Origin of the sequence: Lysinibacillus sp. FSL M8-0337 (genome assembly GCF_038593855.1) — a bacterium.
Lineage (GTDB): Bacteria > Bacillota > Bacilli > Bacillales_A > Planococcaceae > Lysinibacillus > Lysinibacillus sphaericus_D.
Window position 1 is genome coordinate 3303378 of sequence record NZ_CP151996.1, and the last position, 26617, is coordinate 3329994.

A 26617-nucleotide genomic window follows, 5' to 3' on the forward strand; every position below is an offset into this window, starting at 1 on the left:
CAACCTATTTATTTCGTCGAATGAACGACTCGAACTGTTCGCTCGTCCATGTATTGACAATCATATCTTTTTTCAGCCATGCCCTATTTGCATAGCGCACACCAATATCCATAAAACGTAAATGCGCAATATCATGTGCATCGGTATTAATCGCTACTGGTACACCTGCTGCAACAGCCATTTCTAAATGCTCAACGCATAAATCTAAACGATAGGGATTGGCGTTCAACTCTAAAATTTTACCATATTCCTTTGCCCATTCAATCAACTGCGCGATATTTGGATTATAACCAGCCCGGTCTTCAATAATGCGACCCGTCGGATGAGCAATCATATGTACATACGGATTTTGCATCGCGGTATGTAATCGCGCCATAATTTTATCCTGTGATTGTGTAAAACTCGAATGAATGGAGGCAATCACGAAATCCAATTTCCGCAGTACTTCATCATCAAAATCTAACGAACCATCTGGTAAAATATCCATTTCTGTGCCTGCATATAAATAAAAGTCAGAATGTGTTTCGTTAAAAGCATCAATTTCAGCTCGTTGCTTCACTAAGCGTGCAGGTGTTAAACCATTTGCCACTTTTAAATATTGTGAGTGATCGGTAATAACGCTATATTGATAACCACGGGAAATAAGCGCCTCGCCCATTTCCGCCACAGAGTACGCGCCATCTGACCATGTTGTATGCATATGCAAATCAGCAACAATATCCTCTAGCTTAACTAAATCCTTGACTTCACTTTGCCGGTCAAACTCTGTTGACCCTGTTCGTAAGCTAGGCGGGATAAATGGCATATCAAAATGGGCAAAAAATGCCGCTTCGTCTGCAAATGTCAGCACAGAACCATCTGCTTGCTCTACACCATACTCACTAATTTTTTCCCCACGTGTTTTGGCAAGTTGGCGCATGCGAACGTTATGCTCTTTTGAGCCTGTAAAATGGTGCAAGGCTGTGGCATACTCAACATCCTTTACTAATCGAAAATCAACACTTACAGCATCATCTAAATCTAAAATAACGGAAATTTTTGTATCTCCGGCTGCCACTACCTCTTGAATAGCGAGTGCACTCAATATTTTTTCTCGTACCGTCTCTACTGCTTCAGTGACAACAATAAAATCAATATCTTTACTTGTTTCAGATGCACGACGGAAACTGCCTGCTACGGAAAAACGCGTCACTTCTTCCATACTACCGAGAAGTGCTTCAATTTGTAAAACGACAGGCTCAAGTTGCCAAATTGGCAAACGTTCTGAACGATTGGCAAAATTAGCAAGTTCCTTTAAAATCTTTTCTTCTGTTTTGGCGGCAAAGCCTGATAGCTCGCGCACTTTACCCGCTTCACATGCAGCTTGTAAGCTTTCAGCAGAGTCTATGCCTAGCTCTTGGTGAAGCTTCGCAATCTTTTTGCCGCCTAAGCCTGGTAACTTCAGTAATGGCAGTAATCCTTTCGGGACAATATCTTGTAATTCTTTAAGCAGACTCGATTCACCTGTCTCGATTAAGTCTTCAATAACAGCAGCGGTGCCTTTACCGATTCCTTTAAGCTTTGTTACATCCTCCATCTCACTAAGCGAGCGCTCGTCACCTTCTAATGCTGCTGCAGCTTTGCGGAATGCGGATACTTTGAACGGATTTTCACCTTGTAACTCCATATATAATGCAATTTTTTCTAATGTACGAATAATTGTTTTTTTGTTCATTTAGAATTCCCCCTATCGTAAAAACACTTCCCTCTAGTCCGAGAGAAGTGCATCATTTACTATTGCCTATTCATTACGGCTTTTGCGCAACTTTGTTTTAGCTTACATTGCGATAGGCAATCAACATTCAACAAATTTTACAATCGGCTTGTGCACAAAACAGCTATGCCCTTAACAGAAATTTCGCCATTTAGCAGATTTCTACGGTCAAATGAGTGAATACTACATTCAATTTTCCATGCGTAGATGCCAAATTGTATTAGGAAGCATGGAGATAAATATACCACCAATTTTGGAACATCTTTGTAATAATCGGCGTATGTTCCAAAATAAGGCCTGATATAAACGACTTCGACATTAAATTCTGAATGAAATCAATCGGTACTAATGCCATAACATACAATACAATAAACAAAATCAAATAATTTTCAATCATGCCAAGCAGTGCACCAAGCCAGCGATTGACCGTACTTAACACTGGTAAATACGCAATGAAATCAAAGATGGATGCCACTATTTGCAAGGCAATCTTTACTGCAAAGAAAATAACCGCAAACGCAATGACACGATAAAATGTTCGGTCTAAATCTAAGCTGTCAATGACAACTCCAAGGCTTCCCGAATCTGTAACACCTGGATATGGCACCCAAAACACAAATTTCTGTGCTAATGGCTTATAATAAATATACGCAACAATTAGGGCAACAACAAAGCTAACTATATGCATCATTTGTACAATGAAGCCACGTTTTGCCCCCACTAGCAGTCCACCTAATAGAACTACTAATATAATTAAATCTAGCATTTACTTCAACCCTTTAATTTTTTCAATTCTTCTTCTAGTAATTCTATTTGCTCTTTTAAGAGTAAATAATCATGCACCGTATTTACGGCTGTAAGGACGGCAAGCTTTGTGCTATCAAGTGAGGGATTATGTAAATTCATTTCGCGCATACGGTCATCAACAATAGAAGCGACAAGTCGCATATGTCCAATGGATTCGGAGCCGACCATTTTATATGTATGACCATATATTTCCACAGAAATTTTATTCTTTTCTTGATTTTCCATAGTCGCACCCTCCAGTAAAATCTTTTTGCTCACAGTTTTATTCGTTATGAGCAACGTCCATACAAAAAAGCTATATATTATCATACCATGAAAGGTATAAAATTGTGAACAATGAGGATAGAAAGGAACGGTTTAATGTCAAATATTGTACTTTTAATTTCAACAACTGCACAAAAAGAGGTAATGTCCTACTACGCAAATTATTATGTGGAGCGAAAAGCACCTGGTGTTGTGTTCGCCGCAAAACTGCCTGATACAGCCATTACGATGTATAAATCAGGAAAATGTATGTTTCAAGGAGGCGGTGCTGAGCGAGAAGCCGCACGATGGGGAAGCTCTGGGGCATCAGCTACGCAAAAGGCTTCAACTGTTGGTGTAAAAGGAGATACACTTCCAGCAGGTTTTGCCGCCATGTCTGTGTTAGGCTCTGACGAAACAGGAACTGGCGATTATTTCGGACCGATAACAGTGGCAGCCGTTTACGTTCCTTCTTCAAAAATAGAATTGATTAATGAACTTGGCGTGAAAGATTCTAAAATGCTTACGGATGACTATATGCGAAAAATTGCCCCTGATTTACGTGCGGCATGTATTCATAGCGTACTCGTATTGCGCAATGAAAAATATAATGCTTTACAAGCAAAAGGCTATTCACAGGGCAAAATGAAAGCGATGATGCATAATAAGGCACTTGGACATACATTAGCGAAAATGGCGCCCGAAAAACCTGCACATATTTTAATTGATCAGTTTGCAGAACGCGGGGTGTATTATAATTATTTAAAAAATGAGCGTGAAATTGTCCGAGATGGCGTCCTATTTTCAACGAAAGCAGAACAATTACATGTTTCCGTTGCCACCGCTTCCATTTTGGCTCGTGCAGCATTCTTAAAAGAAATGGATCGACTCAGTGAGCTTGCTGGCGTGACGTTACAAAAAGGTGCATCTAGCAAGGTTGATGCCTTAGCAGCCCGTATTTGGCGTGGACAAGGCGAGGAATTTTTACGCTCCATTACGAAATGGCATTTTGCCAACACCGAAAAAGCTCGGAAGTTAAAATAGATTTATAGGGGTTTCTGCCGTTGATTTCTGCTACGGACTGGAAGCTTTCCGCTCAGCCAGTAAGCCGCAACCCTCGCTAAAAGCGTGGAATGCCCGCATCTTATGTGCTGTGCTGTCCCGCAGGAGTCTCCAGCCCTTTGCTGCAATCAGGTGAATATAATTGCAAAACTATTTTATGCTCATCAATAATATAAAAAAGACAAAAGGCATCTAGAGCGAACCTCTGGATGCCTTTTGTCAACATTCTGCGCTATCTCCGTATTCGAGACAGCTTATAATTAATGTAAATTAACGTACTTCTGTTCCTTCAATTGTAGCAATGGCTTTCAATACTTTATTATGCGCAGCAACAACTTCTTCATCTGTTAACGTGCGTTCTGGATCGAAGTATGTGAGGGAGAAGGCAACAGATTTTTTACCTGCCTCCATTTTTTCACCTTCATAAACATCGAATACTTTAATATCCTTCAACAGTTTCACTCCTGCCGAACGAATAATCGTTACTACTTCACCCGCTGTTGTTGCGCGATTCATCACAAGTGCGATATCACGAGACATCGCTGGGAAACGAGGCACCGGTTTATAGCCAAGTGGCGCTTCACTTGCATTGGCTTGTAGTAATGCTACTAGATTCATTTCCATCACGTACGTATCTTTTACACCCCTTGCTTTTTGCTCCGCAGGATGTAAACCGCCGATAATACCCACTTGTTCGCCATCTAATAAAATGCTAGCGGTACGACCAGGATGTAAGCCAGCTACTTCTGCTTTCACAAACGTAATGCGCTCTGTTAAACCAAGCTTGCCAATAACACCCTCGATAATACCTTTCAATACGAAGAAATCAACTTCTTTTTTCTCACCTTGCCAAGCATGATCTAACCATTTACCCGTTAACACAGCTGCTACATGCTCTTCCTCAAACGGTAAGCCCTCTGCTGTTTGACCAAGGAAGACAGAACCAACCTCGTATAATGCTACGCTATCCGCTTTACGTGCTACATTATATGCCGCCGCTTCGATTAAATGTGGAATTAAGCTTTGACGAAGTGTTGAACGTTCTTCACTCATTGGCATTAATAAACGTGTTACGGGCTCCGCTTTTAGTGCAAAGCGTTGTGATAACGCCTCAGACGTTAATGAATAAGTAACCGCTTGATAAAGCCCCGCACCTTCCATATAGTTACGTACAACGCGACGATTTGCTTGATAAGCTGTCAGTTGCCCAACTTGGTTGGCACCTTCTGGTAAAGTCATAGGGATTTCATCGTAGCCATATAAACGTGCAATCTCTTCGACGATATCTTCTTCGATTTTAATATCTTGACGACGTGTTGGTGCATCAATGATTAATAAGCCATTTGCTGCTTCTACACCGAATTTCAAACGCTCTAAAATCGAAAGCATATCTTCTAATGAAATTTTCATACCAAGACGTTCGTTAATAAAATCTGGAGAGACTACAACACGTGCTGGTGTTTTATCTAATTCATCTACGATACAAGTGCCTTCTAACACTTCACCGCCAGCTAATTCAGCAAGCAATGCCGCTGCACGTTCAGCTGCAGGCACAACACGGTTAGGGTCAACACCTTTTTCAAAGCGAGCTGAAGCATCTGAACGAAGACCTAGATTGCGTGAAGTTTGACGTACTGTTAAGCCATCGAAATAAGCAGATTCAATAACAACGGTCGTTGTAGATGCTGTTACTTCCGAATTGGCTCCACCCATTACGCCTGCAATTGCCACTGGCTCTTTGCCATTCGTAATCACTAAATCAGATGCCTTTAATGTACGCTCTTGGTCATCTAAAGTCGTGATTTTTTCACCTTCTGTTGCTTTACGCACAACGATTTCACCTGTTGCTAAGCTATCATAGTCAAATGCATGAAGTGGTTGACCATATTCCATTAAAATATAGTTTGTCACATCGACTACATTGTTGTGTGGACGTACGCCAGCTGCCATCAAACGGTGCTGTAACCACATTGGTGATTCTGCTATTTTAACGTTTTTTACAACTTTCGCTACGTACATTGGGTTCGCTTGTAAGTCTTCGACACGAAGCTTTAGTAAATCCTCCGCTTTGTCAGAAGATGTGCTATAAGCGATTTCTGGGTACTTTACTTCCTCTGATAGAATAGCACCCACCTCATAAGCTACCCCTAACATCGAAAGCGCATCTGAGCGGTTTGGTGTTAAGCCAAGCTCAAGCACTGTATCACGAAGACCTAAAAGCGCTAGCGCATCAGCGCCCACTTCTGCATCTGCTGGTAACACGTAAATGCCCTCTGCATAAGCTTTCGGTACTACCTTCCCTTCAATACCAAGCTCTTGTAATGAACAAATCATACCGTTCGATTCGTGCCCACGTAGTTTTGCTTTTTTAATTTTAATGCCACCTGGTAAATGTGCACCTGGACGCGCAACAATTACTTTTTGACCTGCATCCACGTTTGGCGCTCCACAAATAATTTGTTGTGGTGCTTCTTCTCCAACATCTACTTGGCAAATATTTAATTTATCAGCTTCAGGGTGTTTTTCTTTTGATACAACATAGCCGACAACAATTTTATCCATACCGCTTGCACGGTCAATTACTGCGTCTACTTCAATGCCTGAGCGAGTAATTTTTTCTGCTAATTCTTCAGGCGCTAAGCCTTGTGTACTTACATAATCTTTTAACCATTCTAATGATACTAACATTTATAGTCCCCCTTACGCCTCTGTTCGCTCGAATTGTGATAAGAAACGTGTGTCACTTGTATAGAAATGACGAATATCGTCGACGCCATATTTCAACATAGCGATACGTTCTGCTCCAATACCAAATGCGAAACCAGAAACTTTCTTCGGATCATAACCAGCCATTTCAAGTACATTTGGGTGTACCATACCTGCACCTAAAATCTCAATCCAGCCTGTGCCTTTACATACGTTACAACCTGCACCACCGCATTTGAAGCAAGAAATGTCCATTTCAACAGACGGCTCTGTGAATGGGAAGAAACTTGGACGCAGACGAATCTCACGGTCAGCACCGAACATTTTTTTCGCTAGTGTATCTAATGTCCCTTTCAGATCACTCATACGAATATTTTCACCAATAACTAAACCTTCAATTTGCATGAATTGGTGAGAGTGTGTTGCATCATCATTATCACGACGGAATACTTTCCCTGGACAAATAATACGAATCGATTCGCCTTTTTTCGCTTCCATTGTACGTGCCTGAACTGGAGACGTATGTGTACGTAATAATATTTCCTCGGAAATATAGAATGAATCCTGCATATCACGTGCAGGGTGACCTTTTGGTAAGTTTAACGCTTCAAAGTTATAGTAATCCTTTTCCACTTCTGGACCTTCCGCAATTTCATAACCCATGCCGATAAATAAATCTTCAATTTCTTCAATAACGCGTGTTAAAGGATGACGGTTACCTACTTTAATAGCACGCCCTGGTAATGTGACATCAATCGACTCACTTGCTAATTTTTCGGCAATTGCTGCTTCTTCTAATACAGTCGCTTTTGTTTCTAACACTGCTGTAACATTTTCACGAACTGTATTAACTAAAGCCCCCATTTTTGGACGTTCTTCAGCCGATAATTTCCCCATTCCTTTTAGTAAGTCTGTGATGGGTCCCTTTTTCCCTAAATAAGCGACACGCACATCATTTAATTCTTTTAGATTTGCTGCTGCTTCAATTTTTGCTAGCGCTTCTTGTTCTAACTGCTTTAATTGCTCTTCCATGTAAAAAACCTCCTTGATCATATAAATGCCCGCTTGCTCAAATGGCATAAAAAAACCTCGCCCCCAAAAAAGGGACGAGGACATATTCGCGGTACCACCCTAGTTATTGCGCGCTTTTAGTGCGCACAATCACTTCATTGCCATAACGACTCGATTGAAGCCGGCTTACCTTTACAGCATCTATTCTTGCTGGTCCCGGTAGCTGCTCGCAGGATGAATTCAAAATTGCATTGGTTCGGCGCTGGCTCTCAATCTCCGGCCTACGCTCCCTGTCGTCCATTCACAATCTTTACTACTTCCTGGTCAAAGCATTTCATTATACAGAATTACATTTTAAATGTGATTATACAATATGATACCACTTCAAATCAAGGGGCATCTGTGCAAGCTTCACTTTAGCATTATTTTATCGGCGTTGTTGGAAGGTTTACTTTACAGGTGATTTACACTTGTTTATCGGTATTAACCTCCATTATATACCAATTTTTATTTGACAAAGCCATATAACACAATACCTGTTGCAACAGCGACATTTAACGATTCTGCTTGTCCGAAAATGGGAATAATAATGTTTTGATCTGTCATCGCTAATAGCTGTGGATTAATGCCACTACCTTCATTGCCCATCATAATCGCAAAAGCACCCGTATGCTGAATTTCATGATAAACGACTGCATCCTCATCAAGAGCTGTCCCAAATACAGGTACACCATTGCCCTGAAGCATATCAATCCAATCTTCTAATTCACCACGGATTACAGGAATATGGAAATGTGACCCTTGGGCAGAACGCAGTGTTTTCGGGTTATATAAATCTGCACAACCTTTGCCTAAAATCACTGCATCGAGACCAGCAGCATCTGCTGTTCGAATCATTGTGCCAATATTACCTGGGTCTTGCACAGCATCAATTAGAAGTACCTTGCGCCAAGAAGCCATTGCATCTTCTTCTACTGCTAGCTGTTTGCATACTGCAAAAACTCCTTGAGAGGTCTCTGTTTCAGCAAATTCTTTTGCTACTGCTGCTGTTACTTCCACCATTGCTACATTGTCGATTGGCCATAGCAACGGTAAATCAACACCCTCGCGCACAATGAGCTGTAACACTTGATTGTCGTTTTTCAACGCTTCTTCTACTAAATGGAAGCCTTCAACTAAAAACTCACCCGAACGTTCCCGCTCTTTTCGCGTAGTTGCTAGCTTTTTCCAATATTTCACTAACGCATTTTGCGTAGATTCTATTCTTTTCATCGTAGTTTGTACCGCCTTTATCCTATTTACTGTTCATTATTATACAGTAGAAAACCGCAAATTACATAGTCCAGTAAAACGTAGTGAATTGTCAGAATTGTTTGCGTGCCAGTCACTCAAATACACTTACTCTGTTTCTTCCGTTCTCTTTCGAAGTATATAAAGCCTGATCCGCCTTTTTCAAAATCGTCGCATCGGAATCGTTCTCGGTTGCTGTGGCAATGCCGATACTTATCGTAATGCTTCCTGTCTGCCATTGAGCCTGCTCAACCGTTTGACGAAGGTGTTCGGCAATAGCCCAACAATCATCGACACTGGTATCAGGTAAAATAATGACAAATTCTTCTCCACCATAGCGCGCTACTACATCGCCAGGACGAGCTTGTGCATCTAAAATTTGCGCCAATTGGGCAAGCACCTCATCTCCTACTTGGTGTCCAAATGTATCATTGACCTTTTTAAAATGATCGATATCCAAAATTAATAGTGAGAAAGGGATCCCCGTTTTACTGAACATAGCAAACTGTTCCTCAAGTTTATCTTGAAAAAATCTTCTGTTTTTCAAGCCTGTTAGCTTATCCGTAATGGAAAGTTCTACAAGCGTAGCGTTCATATTTAATAGCTCTTCTTGTTTGTGCTCAATTGCCAAATGGATTTGCTTTAATTTTGCTAATGCTTGATCCTTTTCTAAATAAGCTGCCTCTAGTTGCTTTTTAGCCGCACGTAATTCTAATTCATAATCAATGCGCTTTTTCATCGGCACAAAAATGCAATCAATACATTCTACCTCTCCCACCGCATATTTCCGACCGTTCAACAGAAAAGGAATGGCTGTACCATTGTCATGCTTTAAACTGATGAATAATTCTTCCACATAATCGTGCAAATTAATGGTCGGGTAAAAATATGAATGAAAAATCATTTTGTTAGGCTTTGACATGAGAATTTCAATATGCTGGTGTAATATATCCACCCGTTCATAACCCATCCACTGCAGAAAGGTCTGATTCACCTCAATCATGATGCCATCAAGTGTAATGGCAATAAATCCACAAGGTGCATAGTTCAATCGTTTATCCATGTCTGATAATAATCCTTTCATTTTCCATTAAAGAAATTGTGTAATTAAATCAATCGTTTCTTGCGGATGGCTAATATGTGGATAATGGCCTTTTGCTGTCATTAAACGCAACGTACTAGCTTTTAAATGCTGATGTAGATATTCTCCAACCTCAATTGGAACGATACTATCATCCGAACATTGCATGATTAAAATAGGGACACTTGCCTTAGATAAATCACTTCGATGATCCGATAAAAAAGTAACTTCTGCAAACTCCCTTGCAATGACCGGGTCTGCTGATTTAAAAGTTTGTTCAAGCTCATTTGTTAATTTTGGAGATTCAGGATTATTCATAGCAATAGGCGCTAGAAAACTAGCCCAACCCAAAAAGTTCATTTCCATCATATCTAATATTTCGATAATGTCACTTAGCTCAAATCCACCAACATAGCCATCTCTATCATTTAAATAACGAGGTGAAGGGCCAATCATGATTAGTTTTTCAAAATAATCTGGGCGTTCAATGGAGGCAAGTAAGCCAATCATTGAACTAATAGAATGACCAATAAAAATGACCTGTTGCAGTTCAAGTGTCTCAATGATATCCAAAACATCCTGTTTGTAACCCTGAAGTGACTGGTATTTTTGAGATTGATAGGCATTAAAATCAGAATTACCTGAACCAACATAATCAAATAAAATAATTTGATAGTGTTCCTCAAATGCAGGTGTAATATAACGCCACATATTTTGATCGCAACCAAATCCATGTGCAAATAATATTGGTTGCTTCCCTTTGCCGATTATTTTCACATTATTGCGTACAACTACATCCTTCATCGCATTTACTCCCTCTAGAAATATATGTAATATCTCCATTTTGACGGTGTATTCAATAATTATCAAGGGAAATAACGAGTGTGAAATGAATAATAAAAGGCATCGGGCATAATTTTTTAATAATTTCGAAACAAGGGCTCTGTGTTTTTCCATTTTTGCTGTGAAAAATAGCTCTTTTACAAAAAAATTTAGTAACTAGTTGAGGCTAGCTACAACAGGAACCCCTGCGGAAAAGCACACAACGGAGGATATGCAAGCTATTGAGAAATTCGCCAGTTTACCTTTAAAACATAGCAAAAAGTGTTAGATTGTGCGCACGCAATCTAACACTTTTTCCTTATGTCCAAACTTTACTTTCACTACAGCCATTTTCGAATCGGAGGGATACTTTGCTGGAATCGAAATACATTGAAAGGATCGTATTTGGTTTTCACTTCTCTTAACCGTCTGAAATTACGCCCATAGTATGCAGTTGGCCAGTTTTCAATCGATTGATCTGGAAAGTTCACATAATCACCCATTGTAAACGGGGATAATGTCCTTCTTAACTCTTCCACCCACTGCACATTTTCCTTTTCATCTTGAGTTTGTTCCCATGAAGTGATGTACTCTTGGGCAATAAGAGCGTCCCGATAGTAATAGGCAGTACGATTTGGTGCAATGTGACTAACAGCACCTCTTAGCGATTGGTGCCAGATGCTCGCATTTCTGTTGGGCGCATTTGCTAAAAATTGCTTCATAGTCAAGATGGCAGCATGAGGAAATGGTTTTTCAATAAAGGAACCTGATCTTTTACGGAGTGCCGGCTGGTTACCACTCGGGACATCAAAAAATCGTACCGCTTTCATGTACGGGACTTCTTTTATCCATACATCCGTTGGTGAACCACTTTTCCTTAATGGTCGTAATAGCTTTTTTAATTCCGATGCCGCGCCAACAAATATACCTTGCACAACAATGTCCCCTACTTCCTTTGCTTTTAGCTCTATTTGTGAGGTTAAACGTTCATCTGTATAAGGCGCCCATTTCTGCCATGCATCAAAAGCAACCTCAAAATCATCCCAGTCCCATGTAATATTGAAAAGAGACACTTCCGCTATAGGATGTAGCTTAAACGTAAGTGCTGTGACAACTCCGAAATTCCCCCCACCGCCACCACAGCTAGCCCAAAATAAATCACTATTCATCTGCCGATTTGCTCGAATCAGCTCCGCTCCTTGATGACCACTCGCTCCAACCATTTCAATTTCAATTAATTGATCGCAAGTAAGCCCAAAAGGACGAGAAAGCATACCGATACCTCCACCAAGCGTTAAACCCACAATTCCTACACTACTTTCAGTTCCTCCTGGGATTGTCATACCATGTTCCCATAATGTACGGTATACTTGCCCTAAGTTCGCACCCGCCTCAATGCGAGCAGTTCCATAATCTAAATTAATGGTTATGTCGTTCATTTCACTCACATCAATGACTAAACCGTGATTGATTAAGGAATAATTTTCATAACTATGACGCCCACTCCTGATTCGGAAGTCCTCATTATTTTCCCTAACCCATTTTAACGCATTCACGACATCTTTCGTCCTTTGGCAAAAGACAATTTTACTCGGGAATTTTGGCAAACTTAAGTTATTATTTGTCCTCGCTTCATCGTAATCTGGATCACCTGGACTAACAATTCTTCCTGTGAGCTTTACTTTCTTCAACATACAGCCCCTTTCTCCAATAATGCAATGCGCATGTACTATACTATGTATATTTATTGAGGAAAAAATATGCATTTTAAAATGGGAAAGAATGAAAAATAACATGGCATTTCATCATCAGCTATCTATTTTGTTTCATATGATGCATTAACAAAACCTATTAGGGGGAGAACAATGTTAATACATGTAGTGCGTGCTGGTGAAACATTATGGCACATTGCAAACCGTTATGCTGTGCCACTGCAAGCGATTATTCAATTAAATGCGTTATCTAACCCAAATCAATTAATAATCGGACAATCACTCGTGATTCCTTCTGCTTACACAACGCATATCGTCAAAAAAGGGGACACATTATCGACGATTGCCAAACAATATAACGTATCCATGCAAACAATTATTCATATGAATCACCTTACGAATCCAGATGTTTTAACACCTGGAACAAAACTGATTATTCCTCCCATTACACATACTGTACAAGCTGGCGAAACATTATCACAAATCGCTAGCCACTATGGTACAACCGTTCAAGCGATTGTAGAAGAAAATAGCATGACAAATCCAAATATGATTTTTGTCGGTTCACAGTTAGTTATTCCTAGAGCCAAGCCTTCCATTGAAGTAAATGCCTATACGTATCAACCGCCTGAAGAAGCTGTTCAGTCATTACATGCAATCGGTCATCTTCTCACTTTTTTTAGCCCGTTTGCTTATATGATAGAGGAAGACGGTACATTACAACCGATTAATGACCAGGCAATGATTGACGCAGCACAATCGCAAAACATCCTACCAATGCTAACTATTACAAATTTTACATCTACAGAAAGCGGCTCCAACTTAGCCCATATTATTTTATCTAACGAACCGTTACGTGAAAAAGTGGTGGATAATCTATTACATGTGATGCAGGATAAAGGCTATAAAGTGTTAAACATAGACTTTGAAAACGTCCTTCCAACAGACCGAGAACAGTACAACCAATTCCTTCAATTAGCCGTTGATCGTCTACACCCACAAGGTTATTTAGTATCAACTGCACTTGCTCCAAAAACAAGACCTTCTTCAGCAGGGTCAACATATGAAGCATATGATTATGAGGCGCATGGCAAAATTGTGGATTTTGTTGTGTTAATGACCTATGAATGGGGCTATCGCCTTGGACCTCCACAGGCCATCTCGCCCATCAATGAAATGAAGAAAGTTGTAGAATACGCTCTAACAATAATTCCCGCTAATAAAATTTTTTTAGGCTTTCAAATTTATGCACGGGATTGGCTAGTTCCTCATGTCAAAGGGCAAGAAGCGGAAACCTTTAGCCCGCAAGAAGCCATTACAAGAGCCAAACAGTTCAGCGCTACAATTCAATATGATCGCACTACACAATCACCATTTTTCCGCTACGTTGACAAGCAAGGAAGAAATCATGAGGTTTGGTTTGAAGACGCCAGAAGCGCTCAAGCTAAATTCGACCTACTCAAGCAGTATCATCTTCGTGGTGTGAGCTATTGGGCTTTAGGTTTTCCGTTCCCTCAAAATTGGGCGCTATTAGAAAATGATTTCTCTATAAAAAAATAAGGACTACTACTAGAATTTCCCGAAACGCCTATCTTTCATAAGCTTTTATTAATCTAGGCCAAACCTTTTGACATCCTTTCATGAATTTCTTATGTTTCCCTAGTATTTCCCATGATAAAAATAGCACTTGAAAGCCATATTAAGAAATATCAAACTGAAAGGAGATAGCACAATGGGAAGAGATAATAAACAAGGGAAAAGCCAAAATAAAGGTTCATTACCACAGACACCAAAAAACCAAAAAATTGCACCTGATAAAGTAAAAGAAGAGTTTTCCCAAGAATTCACAGAACTTATTAATGCTGTGACGAAAAACAAGCAAAAAAAATAAGGGGGTATTCAATTGGAGTATCAACGCGCACAAGAAATTGTTGCCTCTCCATCGGAATATGAAGTGAGCTACAATGGCGTTTCTATATGGATTGACAAGCTACATGATGATCGCAAAACAGCCACTGTGCATTTACGACGCTCGCTAGAAGAACGCTCTGAAGTCAATATTTCAGAATTGAAAGAAGAATACCTCGTTCATTAAAATAATGAGGCCTCCCCAAAAATCCGCATTGTACTTAATTAGGTGCAATCTTTTTGCAGCCTAATTAAGTCAAAGCGGATTTACCATTTTCATTCACTATCTTTTTAAATGTTGTATTCTTCCCCGTTAAAACGCTCTAAAATGTCATTTGCATGCATATGTAAGTCTTTAAACGTTGTTGCAAGCTGTTCAGCTGAAATAGGCTTACTAAATAAATAACCTTGTATATAATCGCAATCCCCTGCAACAAGGAAAGCAAGTTGCGCAATTTCCTCTATCCCCTCAGCGACAACTTTTAAACGTAAATGCTTTGCCATTGAAAGAATCATGGACACGAGCGCTTCATCATTTGGGTCATGTTGAATATTATGTACGAAAGCACGATCAATTTTTAAACAGTCGATTGGAAAATCTTTTAAATATGATAAAGACGAGTAACCTGTCCCAAAATCATCGACAGCTATTTGAATCCCCAGTGCCTTTAATTCATGTAATAACTGCGTCATTTGATCAATATTCATTGTCATACTTTCTGTAATCTCCAATTGAAGATAGCTTGGTTCCAACTTACTTCGTTGCAAAATCTCTCTCACCATTTGTACTAAATCTTGCTGAAATAATTGGCCAAGAGATAAATTAACCGCAACTTTCATTGGCGGCAAGCCTTGCGCTTCCCATGCTTTTACTTGTAAGCATGCTGTTTCAAGAATCCATTTACCCAAAGGAATAATTAGCCCTGACTCTTCTGCTATCTCGATAAACGTATCAGGTGGGACAAGTCCCCGATCTGGGTGACGCCAGCGCACTAGCGCCTCGACAGATTCTATTTTTCCTGTTTTCAAATTAATTTGTGGCTGATAAGCCAAATAAAATTCCTGACGCTCGAGCGCCCTATGTAACTCCTGCTCTAGTAAAATACGATCTGCCACACCGGTTGACATGTGCTGTTGGTAAAATAGAAGACGTTGCGGTAGTTGGCTCGCTTCACGCATTGCTAGCTGCGCATGCGTCAATAACTGTTCCGCCGAACAATTGGCGTCATTGAATGCAATGCCAATATTGACATTGCCTTTTAATGAAAAAAGTTGTACTTGCAGCGGTTGATTCATGACACTTTTTAAATTCAAGCAAAACTGTATCAATTCTTCTTTTGTTTGTACATGATTAATATAAATAACAAACTGGCTCTCCCGTAACTTTGTCGCAAAATAATGTGGTGGCAGCATCGCTTGAATTCTTTCAGCTACAAGTTTCATCATCTTATTAGAATAACTAATGCCTAAGGAGTCACTAATGGTTGCCAGACGATCAATTTCAATGGAGATAATGGCCTGTTGCCTACCATCCTTACGCAGCTTCTCCTTTAATGTTTTTAAAAGAAGACGCTCATTCGGAAGTTGGGTAATATCATCATGATAAGCTTGAAAAGTTAGTTCCTTTTGCGACTGTTCCAAGTCTAGCTTAATTTTTAATAGCTGTTGATAGGGCTTTTCAACTGATGTATAGTAGATAGCCTTTAAAAAAATATAATATGCAAAAAATTGATAAAAGAGTGCAGCGAACATCCAAATACCACTAAAGTTATTGCTACAAACAAATAAAAAATCGCTCAAAATCAAGTAAACTGACCCACTCATTAGCCATACAGTTTGTTTAGGTGCCTCCTTATAATGCTTACTTAAAAAATAGATTGAAACACCTTGTAACAGCGCAGTTAATAATTGCACGCTACTTTGTATTGTTGTCACAAATTGATTGCCTCCAATAAATGGTTGTACCTTATACAATATCATGAGTACTAAGGCAACAGTTAAAACAGCAATGCCATAAGCAATCCTACGATGTGCCAACGTTAACTTTTTTCTAGGCTTTACAATCATAAGTAATACACCAATTACTAAAGCGAAGCGCATGAAAATCTGTATCCAAACGCTTATTAACATTATGTCTAGGCTTTGAGAAACCGCGATAACAATGTTCGCAATTTCTAACAAAGCAACAACGAAAAATATACTACCTATGTATAATGTTTGATTTGATAATAGCTGTGAAAAGGTTAACCATGAATGAATAGCAATGGTCATAGTAAAAACTACGATTAAAATTTTCATGATTAAACTTAAATAAACAAAGCTACCTTCAAAAATAGCAAAAAGCTGATGGTTAAAAACGATTAGTGGTAGTAATAGTAGCAACGGTATCGCACTAAATCCAAGCTCCTTTTTGTCTATAACTATATTATTACGCGCGTTTTCCAATACTAACCCTCCATACCAAGTTAAACTCATTTTAAATAGATAGGTATTTATATCTATTAATTCATAGCAACGATATTGAAATTGTATATATCTTAGACTTCTTACAAATCATAGCACTTTTATTAGACTTTGTATGCACCAAGCGAAAGTATGCTAATATTCAATTTATTTTGATATTAGCATACTTTTACTATCTTTTTGTAGTAATATCTTTATTGACGGTAATGGCTACGGAGCTTACACATCAGTCTAGTACGTCTCTTTTTGACTGCCGCTACAGACAGATGTAGTTCTTTAGCTATTTCATCATACGTATAGCCCTCTAGGTAATAAAGTTGCAGTATCTTTCGGTCTAACTCATTTAAATTACCCATGATCGTCTCTACTAATAAGCATGCCTCTAGTCGATTAATTTGTTCCCGCTGACACCTTATACGGTTTAATTTGTCATCAGCTAGAAATGTCACGTTGTCTTGGAATTGTTTATTCTTTGATAGTTCTTTCAAAATTTCTCCTTTAACAGTTGTATAAATATAAGCAGAAAACTGCCCGTTCGATGGATTGGCCTTTTGATAAGCTTTCCACACAGCAATTGCTGCAATATGACGATAATACGCAAAATCTTTGTAAATATGGCACTTTAATAAGATAGAGGTAATCATCGGTTGGACTAATTCTAATATTTCCTCAAATGGCTGTTGTGGCGAAAGAAGTTGTTTGTGCTTGCCTTGTGACACTATTACTTTCCTAACGACTTGTGCACAGTCCATTATTCCTAGGTGTTAATAGCTTAACGTGCGACTACAAAATCGTCGAAAAACGCTTTTATAAAAAATCATCAACGAAATAGTTAAAAACTCGCCTTAATTTAGCAGAAATATTAAGAAGTATTTAAACAAATCGTATGTTTTACCTTCAGATGATACATATTTCTTTTTTCACTGGACACATTATGACTAAGGAGGCGAAATAGATGAATTTTCAAATAAGAGATGCCATATCAGCAAACGTACATGGACAATCAGCAGCAGAATTTAAGGATATAGTGCAAGATGCTATTTCACGTGGTGAGGAGCATCTACTTCCTGGGCTTGGTGTATTTTTTGAAAAATGGTGGCAACAATCAACTGCTGAAGAACAAGATGCATTCGTACAAAAGCTTGAAAAAGTATTTGCACACTGATTTTTTATGAACACTTCATTCCAATTCCACTAATCGCATGATAAATTAGATTTATCAGAAAGTTTGGAGGGATTGGAATGACTGTTGCAATAGAGCTACTAGTAAACCAACTTAGAGAGGTATTATCGGATGAGCAAGTGTCGACAAACGACACAGTACGAGAACTACATGGCAAAGATGAATCTCATCATGCGATGAACTTACCAGATATCGTCGTCTTCCCACGTTCTACAGGAGACGTAAGTGCCATCATGAAAATCGCACATGCCAATCTTATACCCGTTGTTCCATTTGGTGTTGGCTCAAGTTTAGAAGGCAATGCTATTCCGATTGCCAATGGTATATCTATCGATTTTTCTGAAATGAATGCAATTTTAGAGATTCGTCCAGAAGATTTATTAGTAAAAGTGCAACCAGGTGTGACACGTGCACAATTAAATAAAGAACTAAAAAAACATGGACTACAATTTACGGTAGATCCAGGAGCGGATGCGACACTTGGTGGTATGGCAGCAACAAACGCCAGCGGTACGACAGCAGTTCGTTACGGCGTAATGCGCGACCAAGTACGGGATTTAGAAGTAGTACTTGCAGACGGAACTGTAATTCATACGGGCAACTTAGCAGCGAAATCTTCTTCTGGCTATCATTTGAACGGTTTATTTGTCGGTTCAGAAGGTACGTTAGGATGCTTTACAGAACTGACATTGCAAGTTTACGGTATTCCAGAATTTGTGACTGCTGGCCGCGCCGTCTTTGAAACAGTAGGCGATGCTGTCAGTGCAGTAGCCGCATTATTACAGGCAGGCATCTCCGTTGGTCGCGTTGAACTAGTCGATGAAGCTTCTATTACACAAGTGAATATTTATAATGAAACAACGTATGATGAAAAACCTACGCTATTTTTAGAATTCCACGGCAATGATGCAGGTATGCGTGCAGATATTGAATTTGCTTCAGAAATCTTTGAGGATTTCGGCTGTAAAAGTGTCCAATTTGAACAAGACAATGCAGCACGCAATAAGCTGTGGGAGGCACGTCATTCTTTAGCCTATGCATATATTCATGCGTACCCTGGTAAAAAACTGATGTCAACCGACGTCTGCGTACCGATTTCAAAATTAGCGGAAACGATACTCTATGCACGCGAACAATTAAACTCAGTCGGTCTAGTAGGAGGTATTGTCGGACATGTCGGGGACGGCAATTTCCATGCCTTATTAATGTTAGACCCAACGAATGCGCAGGAAAAAGCTCAAGCTGACCGTTTTAATGAACATATTGTACAGTATGCGTTACTTCGCGGTGGAACTTGTACAGGAGAACATGGTGTAGGGATTGGGAAGATGAAATATCAATCGATGGAGCACGGTGCCTCATTACTTGTTATGAAAAGCATTAAAGCAGCACTTGACCCACATAATATTATGAATCCAGGAAAAATTTTCAACTTGTAGTAGCGATAAATTTTTGCTTTCATTTATTGAGAAAAAACACGACCCCTCCAACTCAGGAGAAGGTCGTGTTTTTAACGTGATTAAAGGTGACAGGCACCTGTTTCACGCTCTGTACCAAGTGCACGTGGAACCATTGTTTCGACGAGATAATCTTCTTCTTCGTAAATGATTTTCTTGAAACACCTAACAATACCCGTTGATTACTTTTCAGCGGGTTATTGGTTATAAATCATAGCGGAAGCTTTTCACCAAGATATCACCTTTATAAAACTCTTTTGACTCGTCTCGGACAAAACCTAGTGATAAATAAAGGTTGATGGCAACTTGCATAATATCTCCAGAATGTAAATAGAGAGATTGATCTTGACGCTTGCGAGCAAAAGCAAAGCTTTCTTGTAATAATTTTTTAGCCACACCTTGCCCCCTCCCTTTCGGATGAACTGCTAATAAGCGTACAATCGTTGACTCAATACCAAGTTCAGGAAGACCGTATGCTTTTTCAGCATTTGTAAATAGTTGCAAGCCTCCTACAATTTCCTGCTCACGCTTTGCAACTAATATCGTCTCTGCATTTGGATTGCCAACAGACGCCCGAATATCTTGTAAATATTGAGCCCAATGCGCTGGGTCTTTGTAATCTTTCTCATACTGCGCATAACTCTCCACAAGCACTTCCAAATAAGCTGGATAATCTTCTTGTCGTAAATGTTCAATAACAATTTGTGCTACTGTCATCAACAACACTCCTTTCACTTCTTTTTTGATTAGAAAACTGGATAAGCACTCATACGTTGAAATTGCACACAACTAGATACTACCCTTACGATAAGCCGTCACCCTATGTTCGATTTGGTGAGCAAACCATTCCACAACTATAGAAACACCCCAATAGATTAAGCCGACTGCTATAAATGCCTCTAAAAACTTTAAATTAACGGAAGCTACGATATTCGCTGCGCCTGTTAACTCTTTAATTGAGACAAAAAATGCCAAAGACGTTGCATGTAAAAACCCAATAAAGACATTTGTAAAATTCGGTATGGATTGACTAAATGCTTGAGGTAATATTAAGCGTCGCATTGCCTGCGAAAACGTTAGCCCAACTGCATACGCCGCTTCTAATTGCCCTTGTGGCACACCTAAAATACCAGATCGTATAATTTCTGAAGCATAAGCCCCCGCACTTAACGTCAACGCTAGTAAGACAAAAAATAATATTGGAATCGTATTTGACTGAAAGTCCAATTTCAAAGCTTGTGCAATTGCATCTACAACAATTGGTATTCCAAAGTAAATAAGCATAATATGCATAATAATCGGTGTGCCTCTGAAAAAAGAAACGTAAAAATTTAATAACGGTGCTAGTATTTTTAGTTGTTTTATGCGAACAAAGGCGACGATGATGCCGATTAAAATACCTAAACAAACAGGTGTACATGTCATAAACAAAGTTAAAGGCAATACCTTAAAAATTTCCTGTAAAGCGTGCCATATAAACGCTATATCTATAGTCATTGTTTGTTCCTCCCTAGCTCATCGCTACTTCTTTCATATAACGGTTGAGATAGCGTTCATTACGTTTCAACACCTTTTCTGCGAACAACACAATCACATAATAAACGACTGATAGTGCCAAATAGATTTCTAGTGCTCTTGTAGTCGAAGCAATCAGCGTTTCTCCTCGACCGACCATATCCATAACACCAATCGAAAATGCCAATGACGTATCCTTTAACGAGCTAATCATTGTATTCGACATATTTGGAAAGGCGATACGTAGCGCCTGTGGCAAGATAATACGTAAAAATGCTTGCGCTCGATTTAAGCCGACAGCGTAAGCTGCTTCTAATTGCCCACGGTCAATCGTTAAAATAGCCGCTCTAAAAATTTCTGCAAACGATGCAGCATTACTGAATGTATACGTTATGATGACAAAATACATAGCATCCATTCTTGTTACATCAATATGAATCATCTTTAATAGAGCAGGTATGCCGTAAAACACTAGAAACAACTGGATTAAAATAGGCGTACCACGAATAAACGAAATATAAATCGTAACCATTTGTTTTAAAATGGGTATTTGCAATAGCTTTGGTAGGGCAACTACGATACCAAACAATATGCCAAAAACAATCGAAAAAAATAAAATCTCCAGTGTTACGGGTAAATATTGAAGCAATATCGGAAGTACATTCGCTATTAGCATCCAGTCAAAATCATTGCCCATACTTCCCTCATCCTCTCTTATGTGTTAGAAATCTACAGTATAGTCATCACCTAACCATTTTTTACTAAGCTCGCTAATTACGCCTTCTGTTTTAAGCTCTCTAATCGCCTCATCAATACGCTCCTGTAAAGGTACTTCATCTTTATTTAGTAGGAAGTAAACTTTCGAGTTTAATAGTGCGTCACCCACTACTTTTTGTTGAGCTTCATTGCTTTCGTTATAGTACTTCACTGCAAATGGGGTTGTAATAATCGCATCAAGACGACCTGTCGCAAGTTGATTATTAACATCCACTGATCCAGAGGAGTACACAATATTTGCCCCTAAATTATGCTCTTTATTATATTTTTCAATAAAAACAGCAGAGTTGCTCGTTGGCGACACACTGACATTTTTGCCTGTTAAATCAGCAATCGATTGGATGTCATTATTTTTCGCATTGACCGTTACTTGTAATGGGAATACATTATATGGCTCCTTGTTAAATAGAAATTTTTCTTCCCGTTCACTATTGACCTCCATCTGATGTGCGATTAAATCAATCTTCCCTGTTTCTAAACTTAGTAATAAGTTTGAAAATTCCATTGTTTTAAATTCAAAATTATACTCCGGTAGCTTTTCATCAATCGCTCTGACAAGCTCCACATCATAGCCTGTTAAATTCCCCTTATCATCAAGGAAGCAAATATTAGGAAATTGCGTACCTGTTCCAACTAGTATTGTTTGAACGTTATTTTTACCTTGTGCTTTTGCATCTTTACTACTATCTATTTGTGATTTTTCTGTACTTGAGCAAGCCGTTAAAAATAACATCAGTACGCATGTTAAATAAAACGTTAATTTCCTCATCGTATCACTCCCTTTCCTAAACTTGTGTTGGTAAATGAATAGCAAGTGCTGTCTTAATATGTTCAAGCCCAAGTTCTGTAACGGCTTTGTACACACCATCCTCACTTGAACCAATTTCAACTACTGGCACATAGCGTACGCCATACTTTGTATCAAGAATGTCACGAAAAGCATCGTTATGTGTAACATCAACTGTTCTATAGGTAATTCCTTGCCCTTGTAAATAGGCTTTAACTTCCTCACAATAGCTACAACCTTGCTTTGACCATACAACTACATCTATTTTTTTTGCCATGTTGGATAATCCTCCTTAACTTACTGCTTCATGTTGTTGTAAATGTAAATTTACTGGACTTAATAAGTCAAATGACCGCTGTCGTTCAAATGCCTTTAAAATCGGTGTATGCAAAATAAACTCATCAATTTGATATTGCTTGTGAAAGGCATCAAATGTGGCTTTTATCTCTTCAGGCGTACCGTATAAAACATCTGCATCATACTGCTGTACAGTGAACGCTTCTCCTGATTCCTGCCCGAATTTTTCTGCTAATTCCACCGATTGTAGCGTCAAACTACGACCACTTGCCAAATGTACTTTCGTAATTTTTTGTTCTCCTACTAATGCCTGTGCCTCCTCTTTTGTTGGTGCGGCAAGGGTTGCAATTGATAATGCAAAATGACCATTTGGAAAATGTGTGCGATAGGTCTTAGCGGCTTCCTGTAAAACTGCTGGATCACTATTGATAAAGCGTGCAAAAACAAAGGCAATGCCAAGCTTACCTGCAAGGGCTGCACTTTGGGGGCTTGCGCCAAGTAAAAATAACGACGGTTTTACTTTAGGAATAGGTGTTGCCTGAACTCCATTTAGCTCATGCTCTGATGGTAGCGCGTTGTCCATTAATTGCTGTAAAAACGTTAGTCGTTCCTCAAAGTCCTCACCATTGTTCACCGTGCCAAATTGCAATGCCTTTGTGGACAACGGTAGACCTCCTGGCGCTTTTCCAATGCCCAAATCTACTCTCCCTGGTTCTAACGTTGCGAGCACATGGAAATTTTCTGCCACTTTGTATGGGCTATAATGTTGTAACATAACACCCCCTGAGCCAATACGAATTGAGGTCGTTTTTGCAAGTAAATACGATACTAAAACTTCTGGTGATGTGCCTGCTAATGTATCGGTATTATGATGTTCTGACACCCAAAAACGCGTATATCCTAACTGCTCAGCCCTTTGTGCTAACGCTACTGTATTTTGCAATGCTTGCTCGTTTGTTGCATTGTCGATAATTGGGCTTTGGTCTAAAATGCCTAAAGAATAACTCATACAATACCTCCTTAAAATATTTTTATTCAAATAAGTTTACTTGGTTTTTAAACAGACTGTGTGACATAACGACTTTCTTTAAATGGTAATCCTAAATTACCTCGCAATGTATCTGCCTCATATTGCTCTCTGTATAGACCTCGTGCCTGCAAGATAGGTACTACTTTATCGACAAAATCATCAAGTGCATCAGGCACTGTTACAGCTACAATAAAGCCATCCGCTGCTTCTTTTTCAAACCATTCTTGTACTAAATCAGCAATCTGTTCAGCAGTACCAAAAAATGTCGTTTTCGGTGTAGCTTCACGTAATGCCACTTGACGAAGTGTGAGCCCTTCTTCTTTTGCATAGGTTTTTATATAATCGGTCGTGCTACGGAAGCTATTTGCTCCAATGTCACCTAGCTCTGGGAATAATGCATCCACATCATACTGAGTAAAATCATGATGATCAAAATAACGACCAAGATAGGCAAGTGCACGTTCAATGGAAACAAGCTCTACTATTTCTTGATACTTTGCCTCGGCTTCTTCGATTGTGTCTCCGATAATAGGTGATATTCCTGGGAAAATCTTCACTTCATCGGGATTTCGTCCAACATCTGCAACCGCTGTTTTGACTTTTTTATAAAACTTCTGTGCTTCTTCGAGCGATGCACCATGCGTAAATATGGCATCCGCATCCTTTGCGGCTAAGCGGATACCCGCATCCGAAGACCCTGCTTGGAAAATAACAGGTTGCCCTTGTTTTGAGCGCGCAATATTGAGTGGGCCTTGTACCGAAAAGTATTTCCCCTTATGTTGTAAGGTGTGTAGCTTTGCTGGATCAAAAAATACGTCATTTTCCACATCTGCTATAAAAGCATCATCATCCCATGAGTCCCAAAGTCCCTTTGTCACCTCTAAGTATTCCTCAGCAATTTGGTAACGTTCTGCATGACTAGGATGCTGGTCAATTGTTTTATTATAATTTAACGCCGTGCTCTCTAATGGTGTCGTCACCACATTCCATCCTGCTCGCCCATTGCTAATATGATCGAGCGATGCAAACTGTCGTGCTACTGTAAATGGTTCACTATAGGATGTGGATACCGTCCCTACAAGTCCAATGTGGTTTGTTGAAACTGCTAGTGCCGATAATAACGTTAACGGCTCAAAACGATTTAAAAAATGAGGGATTGACTTTTCATTAATAAATAAACCATCTGCAATAAAAGCAACATCAAACTTCCCTTGTTCCGCCTTCTGCGCTTGTTGTATATAAAACGGCAAGCTTACACTTTGATTGCTTGCTACTTTTGGGTGACGCCAGCTCGAAATATTGCCACCTACACCATGAATAATCGCCCCAAATCGAATTTTATCCTGTCTAACCATACCTGTTCTCCTCCTTAAAAATTTTTATTTTTACTAAACTTAGTGGTTAAGTATGTTTTTAGTTAAAAAATAATATTTCACTTATACTGTCGGGCAGACATGCATAAATAAAATAGGATTGAGGAAGATATTACCGTTCATTAAACGATTATGCAATAGGTCTTATAATAGAAAAAATTTTTCGAGCTATAAATTTTTTTATCATGAAAACGTTTGGGTATTTTCAAACTGAATAGCTGTATTTAAAATATTGTCCCAAAAAGCAGGTTCCAGTGTATCTTTCTTCAAATAAGTTAAAAAAATATGCTGGTTCATATCGAATAAATGTTTCACATCAATCTCAACAAACTCGCCGCTTTCAAGCTCGTTTTTCACACATAGATGTGGCAAAAAGCTCATATAACCTTTCGTTCGAATAAATGCCTTCGCTACTTCTAAATGGTCTGTTCGCACTTCAATATTTGCCGATACGCCTTCTACCTCGAACATTTTATGGACATAGTTCCAATCAAATGCGCCACATTCAAAAAACACCATTTTTTGCTGCGCTAATTCTTTTGCCTTTAGCACTACCCCTTGTATCAATGGATGGTCCCGATGCATCACGAGCTTTACTGCATTGCTTAATAACAACTCATTGCATACTCCTTGTTGATGCACATATTGCATAAACCCTATATCAATTTGGTGACTCTGTAATTTTTCTAATAGGATTGTTGTAGGACCTGTGATGATTTGAAAGCGCATGTGAGGAAAGCTTTCCTTCCATTTAGGTAAGGCATATGCCAAAAAATATTGAGCTGTCACACCGTTCGTACCAATACAAACTTCATTTGTTGTTTGCGTTTCCTGTAATTGTTTTTTTCCTTGCTGAAACGTTTGCACAATCTGTGTGGCAAATGGTAAAAAATCTTTTCCTTTCTCTGATAAAATGACACTCCTTGCATCACGATAAAATAATTCAACGTTTAACTCACGTTCCAATGATTTGATACGAGCTGTAACTGTTGGCTGTGATAAAAACAATGCATTGGCAGCCTTATGAATGCTTTTATAATGGACAACATATAAAAATGCCTCGATATGATCAATGTTCAAATAAAGCCCTCCTAAAATTTCGTATTGTCCCTATTATATCGATATCCATCAATTTTCTCTATAACAGATTGGAAAACTATGTTATTATCAATAAACATAAAAAAAAAAGCAACCCAGCGTCTCCCAGGTTACTTTCACTATGTAGCGATGAGGTCATCCATCTTGACAACGTACATCGCGCGCAGCTACATCCCTCTGTCTGTATGCTACTTTATGTTATTCACAGATGACACCCACTGTTGTCAATGTGAACTCTCTAT

At 39.1% G+C, this 26617-nt stretch carries 25 protein-coding genes; 6 read left to right on the top strand and 19 right to left on the bottom strand.

The annotated features are described in order from the left end of the window. Positions 1–4: 4 nt before the first annotated feature. The 3 genes from polX to zapA all read right to left on the bottom strand — a co-directional run bounded on the left by polX (position 5) and on the right by zapA (position 2785). On the bottom strand, positions 5–1714 hold the full coding sequence (gene polX / locus MKY08_RS15995; protein WP_069513677.1) for a DNA polymerase/3'-5' exonuclease PolX: 1710 nt from the start codon (positions 1712–1714) through the stop codon (positions 5–7). Between the two features lie 259 nt (positions 1715–1973). Further along, positions 1974–2519: a CvpA family protein gene (locus MKY08_RS16000; protein WP_069513679.1), complete on the bottom strand. Its 546-nt coding sequence runs from the start codon at positions 2517–2519 to the stop codon at positions 1974–1976. 5 nt (positions 2520–2524) lie between these two features. After that, positions 2525–2785: a cell division protein ZapA gene (gene zapA, locus MKY08_RS16005; protein ID WP_024363855.1), complete on the bottom strand. Its 261-nt coding sequence runs from the start codon at positions 2783–2785 to the stop codon at positions 2525–2527. A 135-nt stretch (positions 2786–2920) separates the two neighbouring features. Here zapA and rnhC point away from each other — a divergent pair, with 135 nt between their 5' ends. After that, entirely contained in the window at positions 2921–3847 is a 927-nt protein-coding gene (gene rnhC / locus MKY08_RS16010; RefSeq protein WP_069513680.1) for a ribonuclease HIII, read from the top strand. 288 nt (positions 3848–4135) lie between these two features. On the opposite strand, the gene pheT is transcribed toward rnhC, so the two are convergent. The 6 genes from pheT to MKY08_RS16040 all read right to left on the bottom strand — a co-directional run bounded on the left by pheT (position 4136) and on the right by MKY08_RS16040 (position 12466). After that, a complete protein-coding gene (gene pheT / locus MKY08_RS16015) occupies positions 4136–6553 on the bottom strand; it encodes a phenylalanine--tRNA ligase subunit beta (protein WP_069513681.1) in 2418 nt (805 codons plus the stop codon). 12 nt (positions 6554–6565) lie between these two features. After that, positions 6566–7603: a phenylalanine--tRNA ligase subunit alpha gene (gene pheS / locus MKY08_RS16020; RefSeq protein ID WP_069513965.1), complete on the bottom strand. Its 1038-nt coding sequence runs from the start codon at positions 7601–7603 to the stop codon at positions 6566–6568. A gap of 486 nt (positions 7604–8089) precedes the next feature. Continuing rightward, complete coding sequence (locus MKY08_RS16025; RefSeq protein ID WP_069513682.1) at positions 8090–8854, bottom strand: RNA methyltransferase; 765 nt, start codon at positions 8852–8854, stop codon at positions 8090–8092. Positions 8855–8966: 112 nt separating this feature from the next. Next, a complete protein-coding gene (locus tag MKY08_RS16030; protein ID WP_069513683.1) occupies positions 8967–9935 on the bottom strand; it encodes a sensor domain-containing diguanylate cyclase in 969 nt (322 codons plus the stop codon). Between the two features lie 27 nt (positions 9936–9962). Next, entirely contained in the window at positions 9963–10757 is a 795-nt protein-coding gene (locus tag MKY08_RS16035; protein WP_069513684.1) for an alpha/beta hydrolase, read from the bottom strand. 359 nt (positions 10758–11116) lie between these two features. After that, on the bottom strand, positions 11117–12466 hold the full coding sequence (locus tag MKY08_RS16040) for an FAD-binding oxidoreductase (RefSeq protein ID WP_069513968.1): 1350 nt from the start codon (positions 12464–12466) through the stop codon (positions 11117–11119). Between the two features lie 174 nt (positions 12467–12640). Between MKY08_RS16040 and MKY08_RS16045 the strand changes: the two genes are divergently transcribed. From MKY08_RS16045 to MKY08_RS16055, 3 genes are all read left to right on the top strand, one after another. Beyond that, complete coding sequence (locus MKY08_RS16045) at positions 12641–14047, top strand: LysM peptidoglycan-binding domain-containing protein (protein WP_069513686.1); 1407 nt, start codon at positions 12641–12643, stop codon at positions 14045–14047. Between the two features lie 172 nt (positions 14048–14219). After that, a complete protein-coding gene (locus tag MKY08_RS16050; protein ID WP_105928897.1) occupies positions 14220–14378 on the top strand; it encodes a YfhD family protein in 159 nt (52 codons plus the stop codon). Positions 14379–14390: 12 nt separating this feature from the next. Then, on the top strand, positions 14391–14582 hold the full coding sequence (locus tag MKY08_RS16055; RefSeq protein ID WP_024363847.1) for an H-type small acid-soluble spore protein: 192 nt from the start codon (positions 14391–14393) through the stop codon (positions 14580–14582). A gap of 104 nt (positions 14583–14686) precedes the next feature. Here MKY08_RS16055 and MKY08_RS16060 read toward each other — a convergent pair whose 3' ends face one another. Both MKY08_RS16060 and MKY08_RS16065 read right to left on the bottom strand, forming a co-directional pair. Then, positions 14687–16840: an EAL domain-containing protein gene (locus MKY08_RS16060; protein WP_256093263.1), complete on the bottom strand. Its 2154-nt coding sequence runs from the start codon at positions 16838–16840 to the stop codon at positions 14687–14689. A 212-nt stretch (positions 16841–17052) separates the two neighbouring features. After that, on the bottom strand, positions 17053–17577 hold the full coding sequence (locus MKY08_RS16065) for a sigma-70 family RNA polymerase sigma factor (protein WP_256093264.1): 525 nt from the start codon (positions 17575–17577) through the stop codon (positions 17053–17055). A gap of 236 nt (positions 17578–17813) precedes the next feature. On the opposite strand from MKY08_RS16065, the gene sspI reads away from it, so the two are divergent. Both sspI and MKY08_RS16075 read left to right on the top strand, forming a co-directional pair. Then, the gene (gene sspI, locus MKY08_RS16070) at positions 17814–18023 is read left to right on the top strand and encodes a small acid-soluble spore protein SspI (protein WP_024363844.1); all 210 of its coding nucleotides are present in this window, start codon (positions 17814–17816) and stop codon (positions 18021–18023) included. 77 nt (positions 18024–18100) lie between these two features. Beyond that, positions 18101–19480, top strand: coding sequence for an FAD-linked oxidase C-terminal domain-containing protein (locus MKY08_RS16075; protein WP_069513688.1), 1380 nt, complete (start codon positions 18101–18103; stop codon positions 19478–19480). Positions 19481–19702: 222 nt separating this feature from the next. On the opposite strand, the gene MKY08_RS16080 is transcribed toward MKY08_RS16075, so the two are convergent. The 8 genes from MKY08_RS16080 to MKY08_RS16115 form a co-directional block, all read right to left on the bottom strand. Beyond that, complete coding sequence (locus tag MKY08_RS16080) at positions 19703–20215, bottom strand: GNAT family N-acetyltransferase (RefSeq protein WP_069513690.1); 513 nt, start codon at positions 20213–20215, stop codon at positions 19703–19705. A gap of 72 nt (positions 20216–20287) precedes the next feature. Next, positions 20288–20995, bottom strand: a complete 708-nt coding sequence (locus MKY08_RS16085; protein WP_069513693.1) for an amino acid ABC transporter permease — start codon at positions 20993–20995, stop codon at positions 20288–20290. Between the two features lie 13 nt (positions 20996–21008). Further along, a complete protein-coding gene (locus tag MKY08_RS16090; protein WP_069513695.1) occupies positions 21009–21710 on the bottom strand; it encodes an amino acid ABC transporter permease in 702 nt (233 codons plus the stop codon). A 24-nt stretch (positions 21711–21734) separates the two neighbouring features. Then, entirely contained in the window at positions 21735–22559 is an 825-nt protein-coding gene (locus tag MKY08_RS16095) for a transporter substrate-binding domain-containing protein (RefSeq protein WP_069513697.1), read from the bottom strand. 16 nt (positions 22560–22575) lie between these two features. Then, on the bottom strand, positions 22576–22854 hold the full coding sequence (locus MKY08_RS16100) for a glutaredoxin family protein (RefSeq protein ID WP_069513699.1): 279 nt from the start codon (positions 22852–22854) through the stop codon (positions 22576–22578). Between the two features lie 15 nt (positions 22855–22869). Next, complete coding sequence (locus MKY08_RS16105) at positions 22870–23883, bottom strand: LLM class flavin-dependent oxidoreductase (protein ID WP_069513700.1); 1014 nt, start codon at positions 23881–23883, stop codon at positions 22870–22872. A 47-nt stretch (positions 23884–23930) separates the two neighbouring features. Further along, positions 23931–25259 carry an LLM class flavin-dependent oxidoreductase gene (locus MKY08_RS16110; RefSeq protein WP_069513702.1) on the bottom strand — a complete coding sequence of 443 codons (1329 nt, stop codon included), beginning with the start codon at positions 25257–25259 and terminating at the stop codon, positions 23931–23933. A 201-nt stretch (positions 25260–25460) separates the two neighbouring features. Further along, positions 25461–26357 carry a LysR family transcriptional regulator gene (locus tag MKY08_RS16115; protein WP_069513703.1) on the bottom strand — a complete coding sequence of 299 codons (897 nt, stop codon included), beginning with the start codon at positions 26355–26357 and terminating at the stop codon, positions 25461–25463. Positions 26358–26617: the final 260 nt, after the last annotated feature.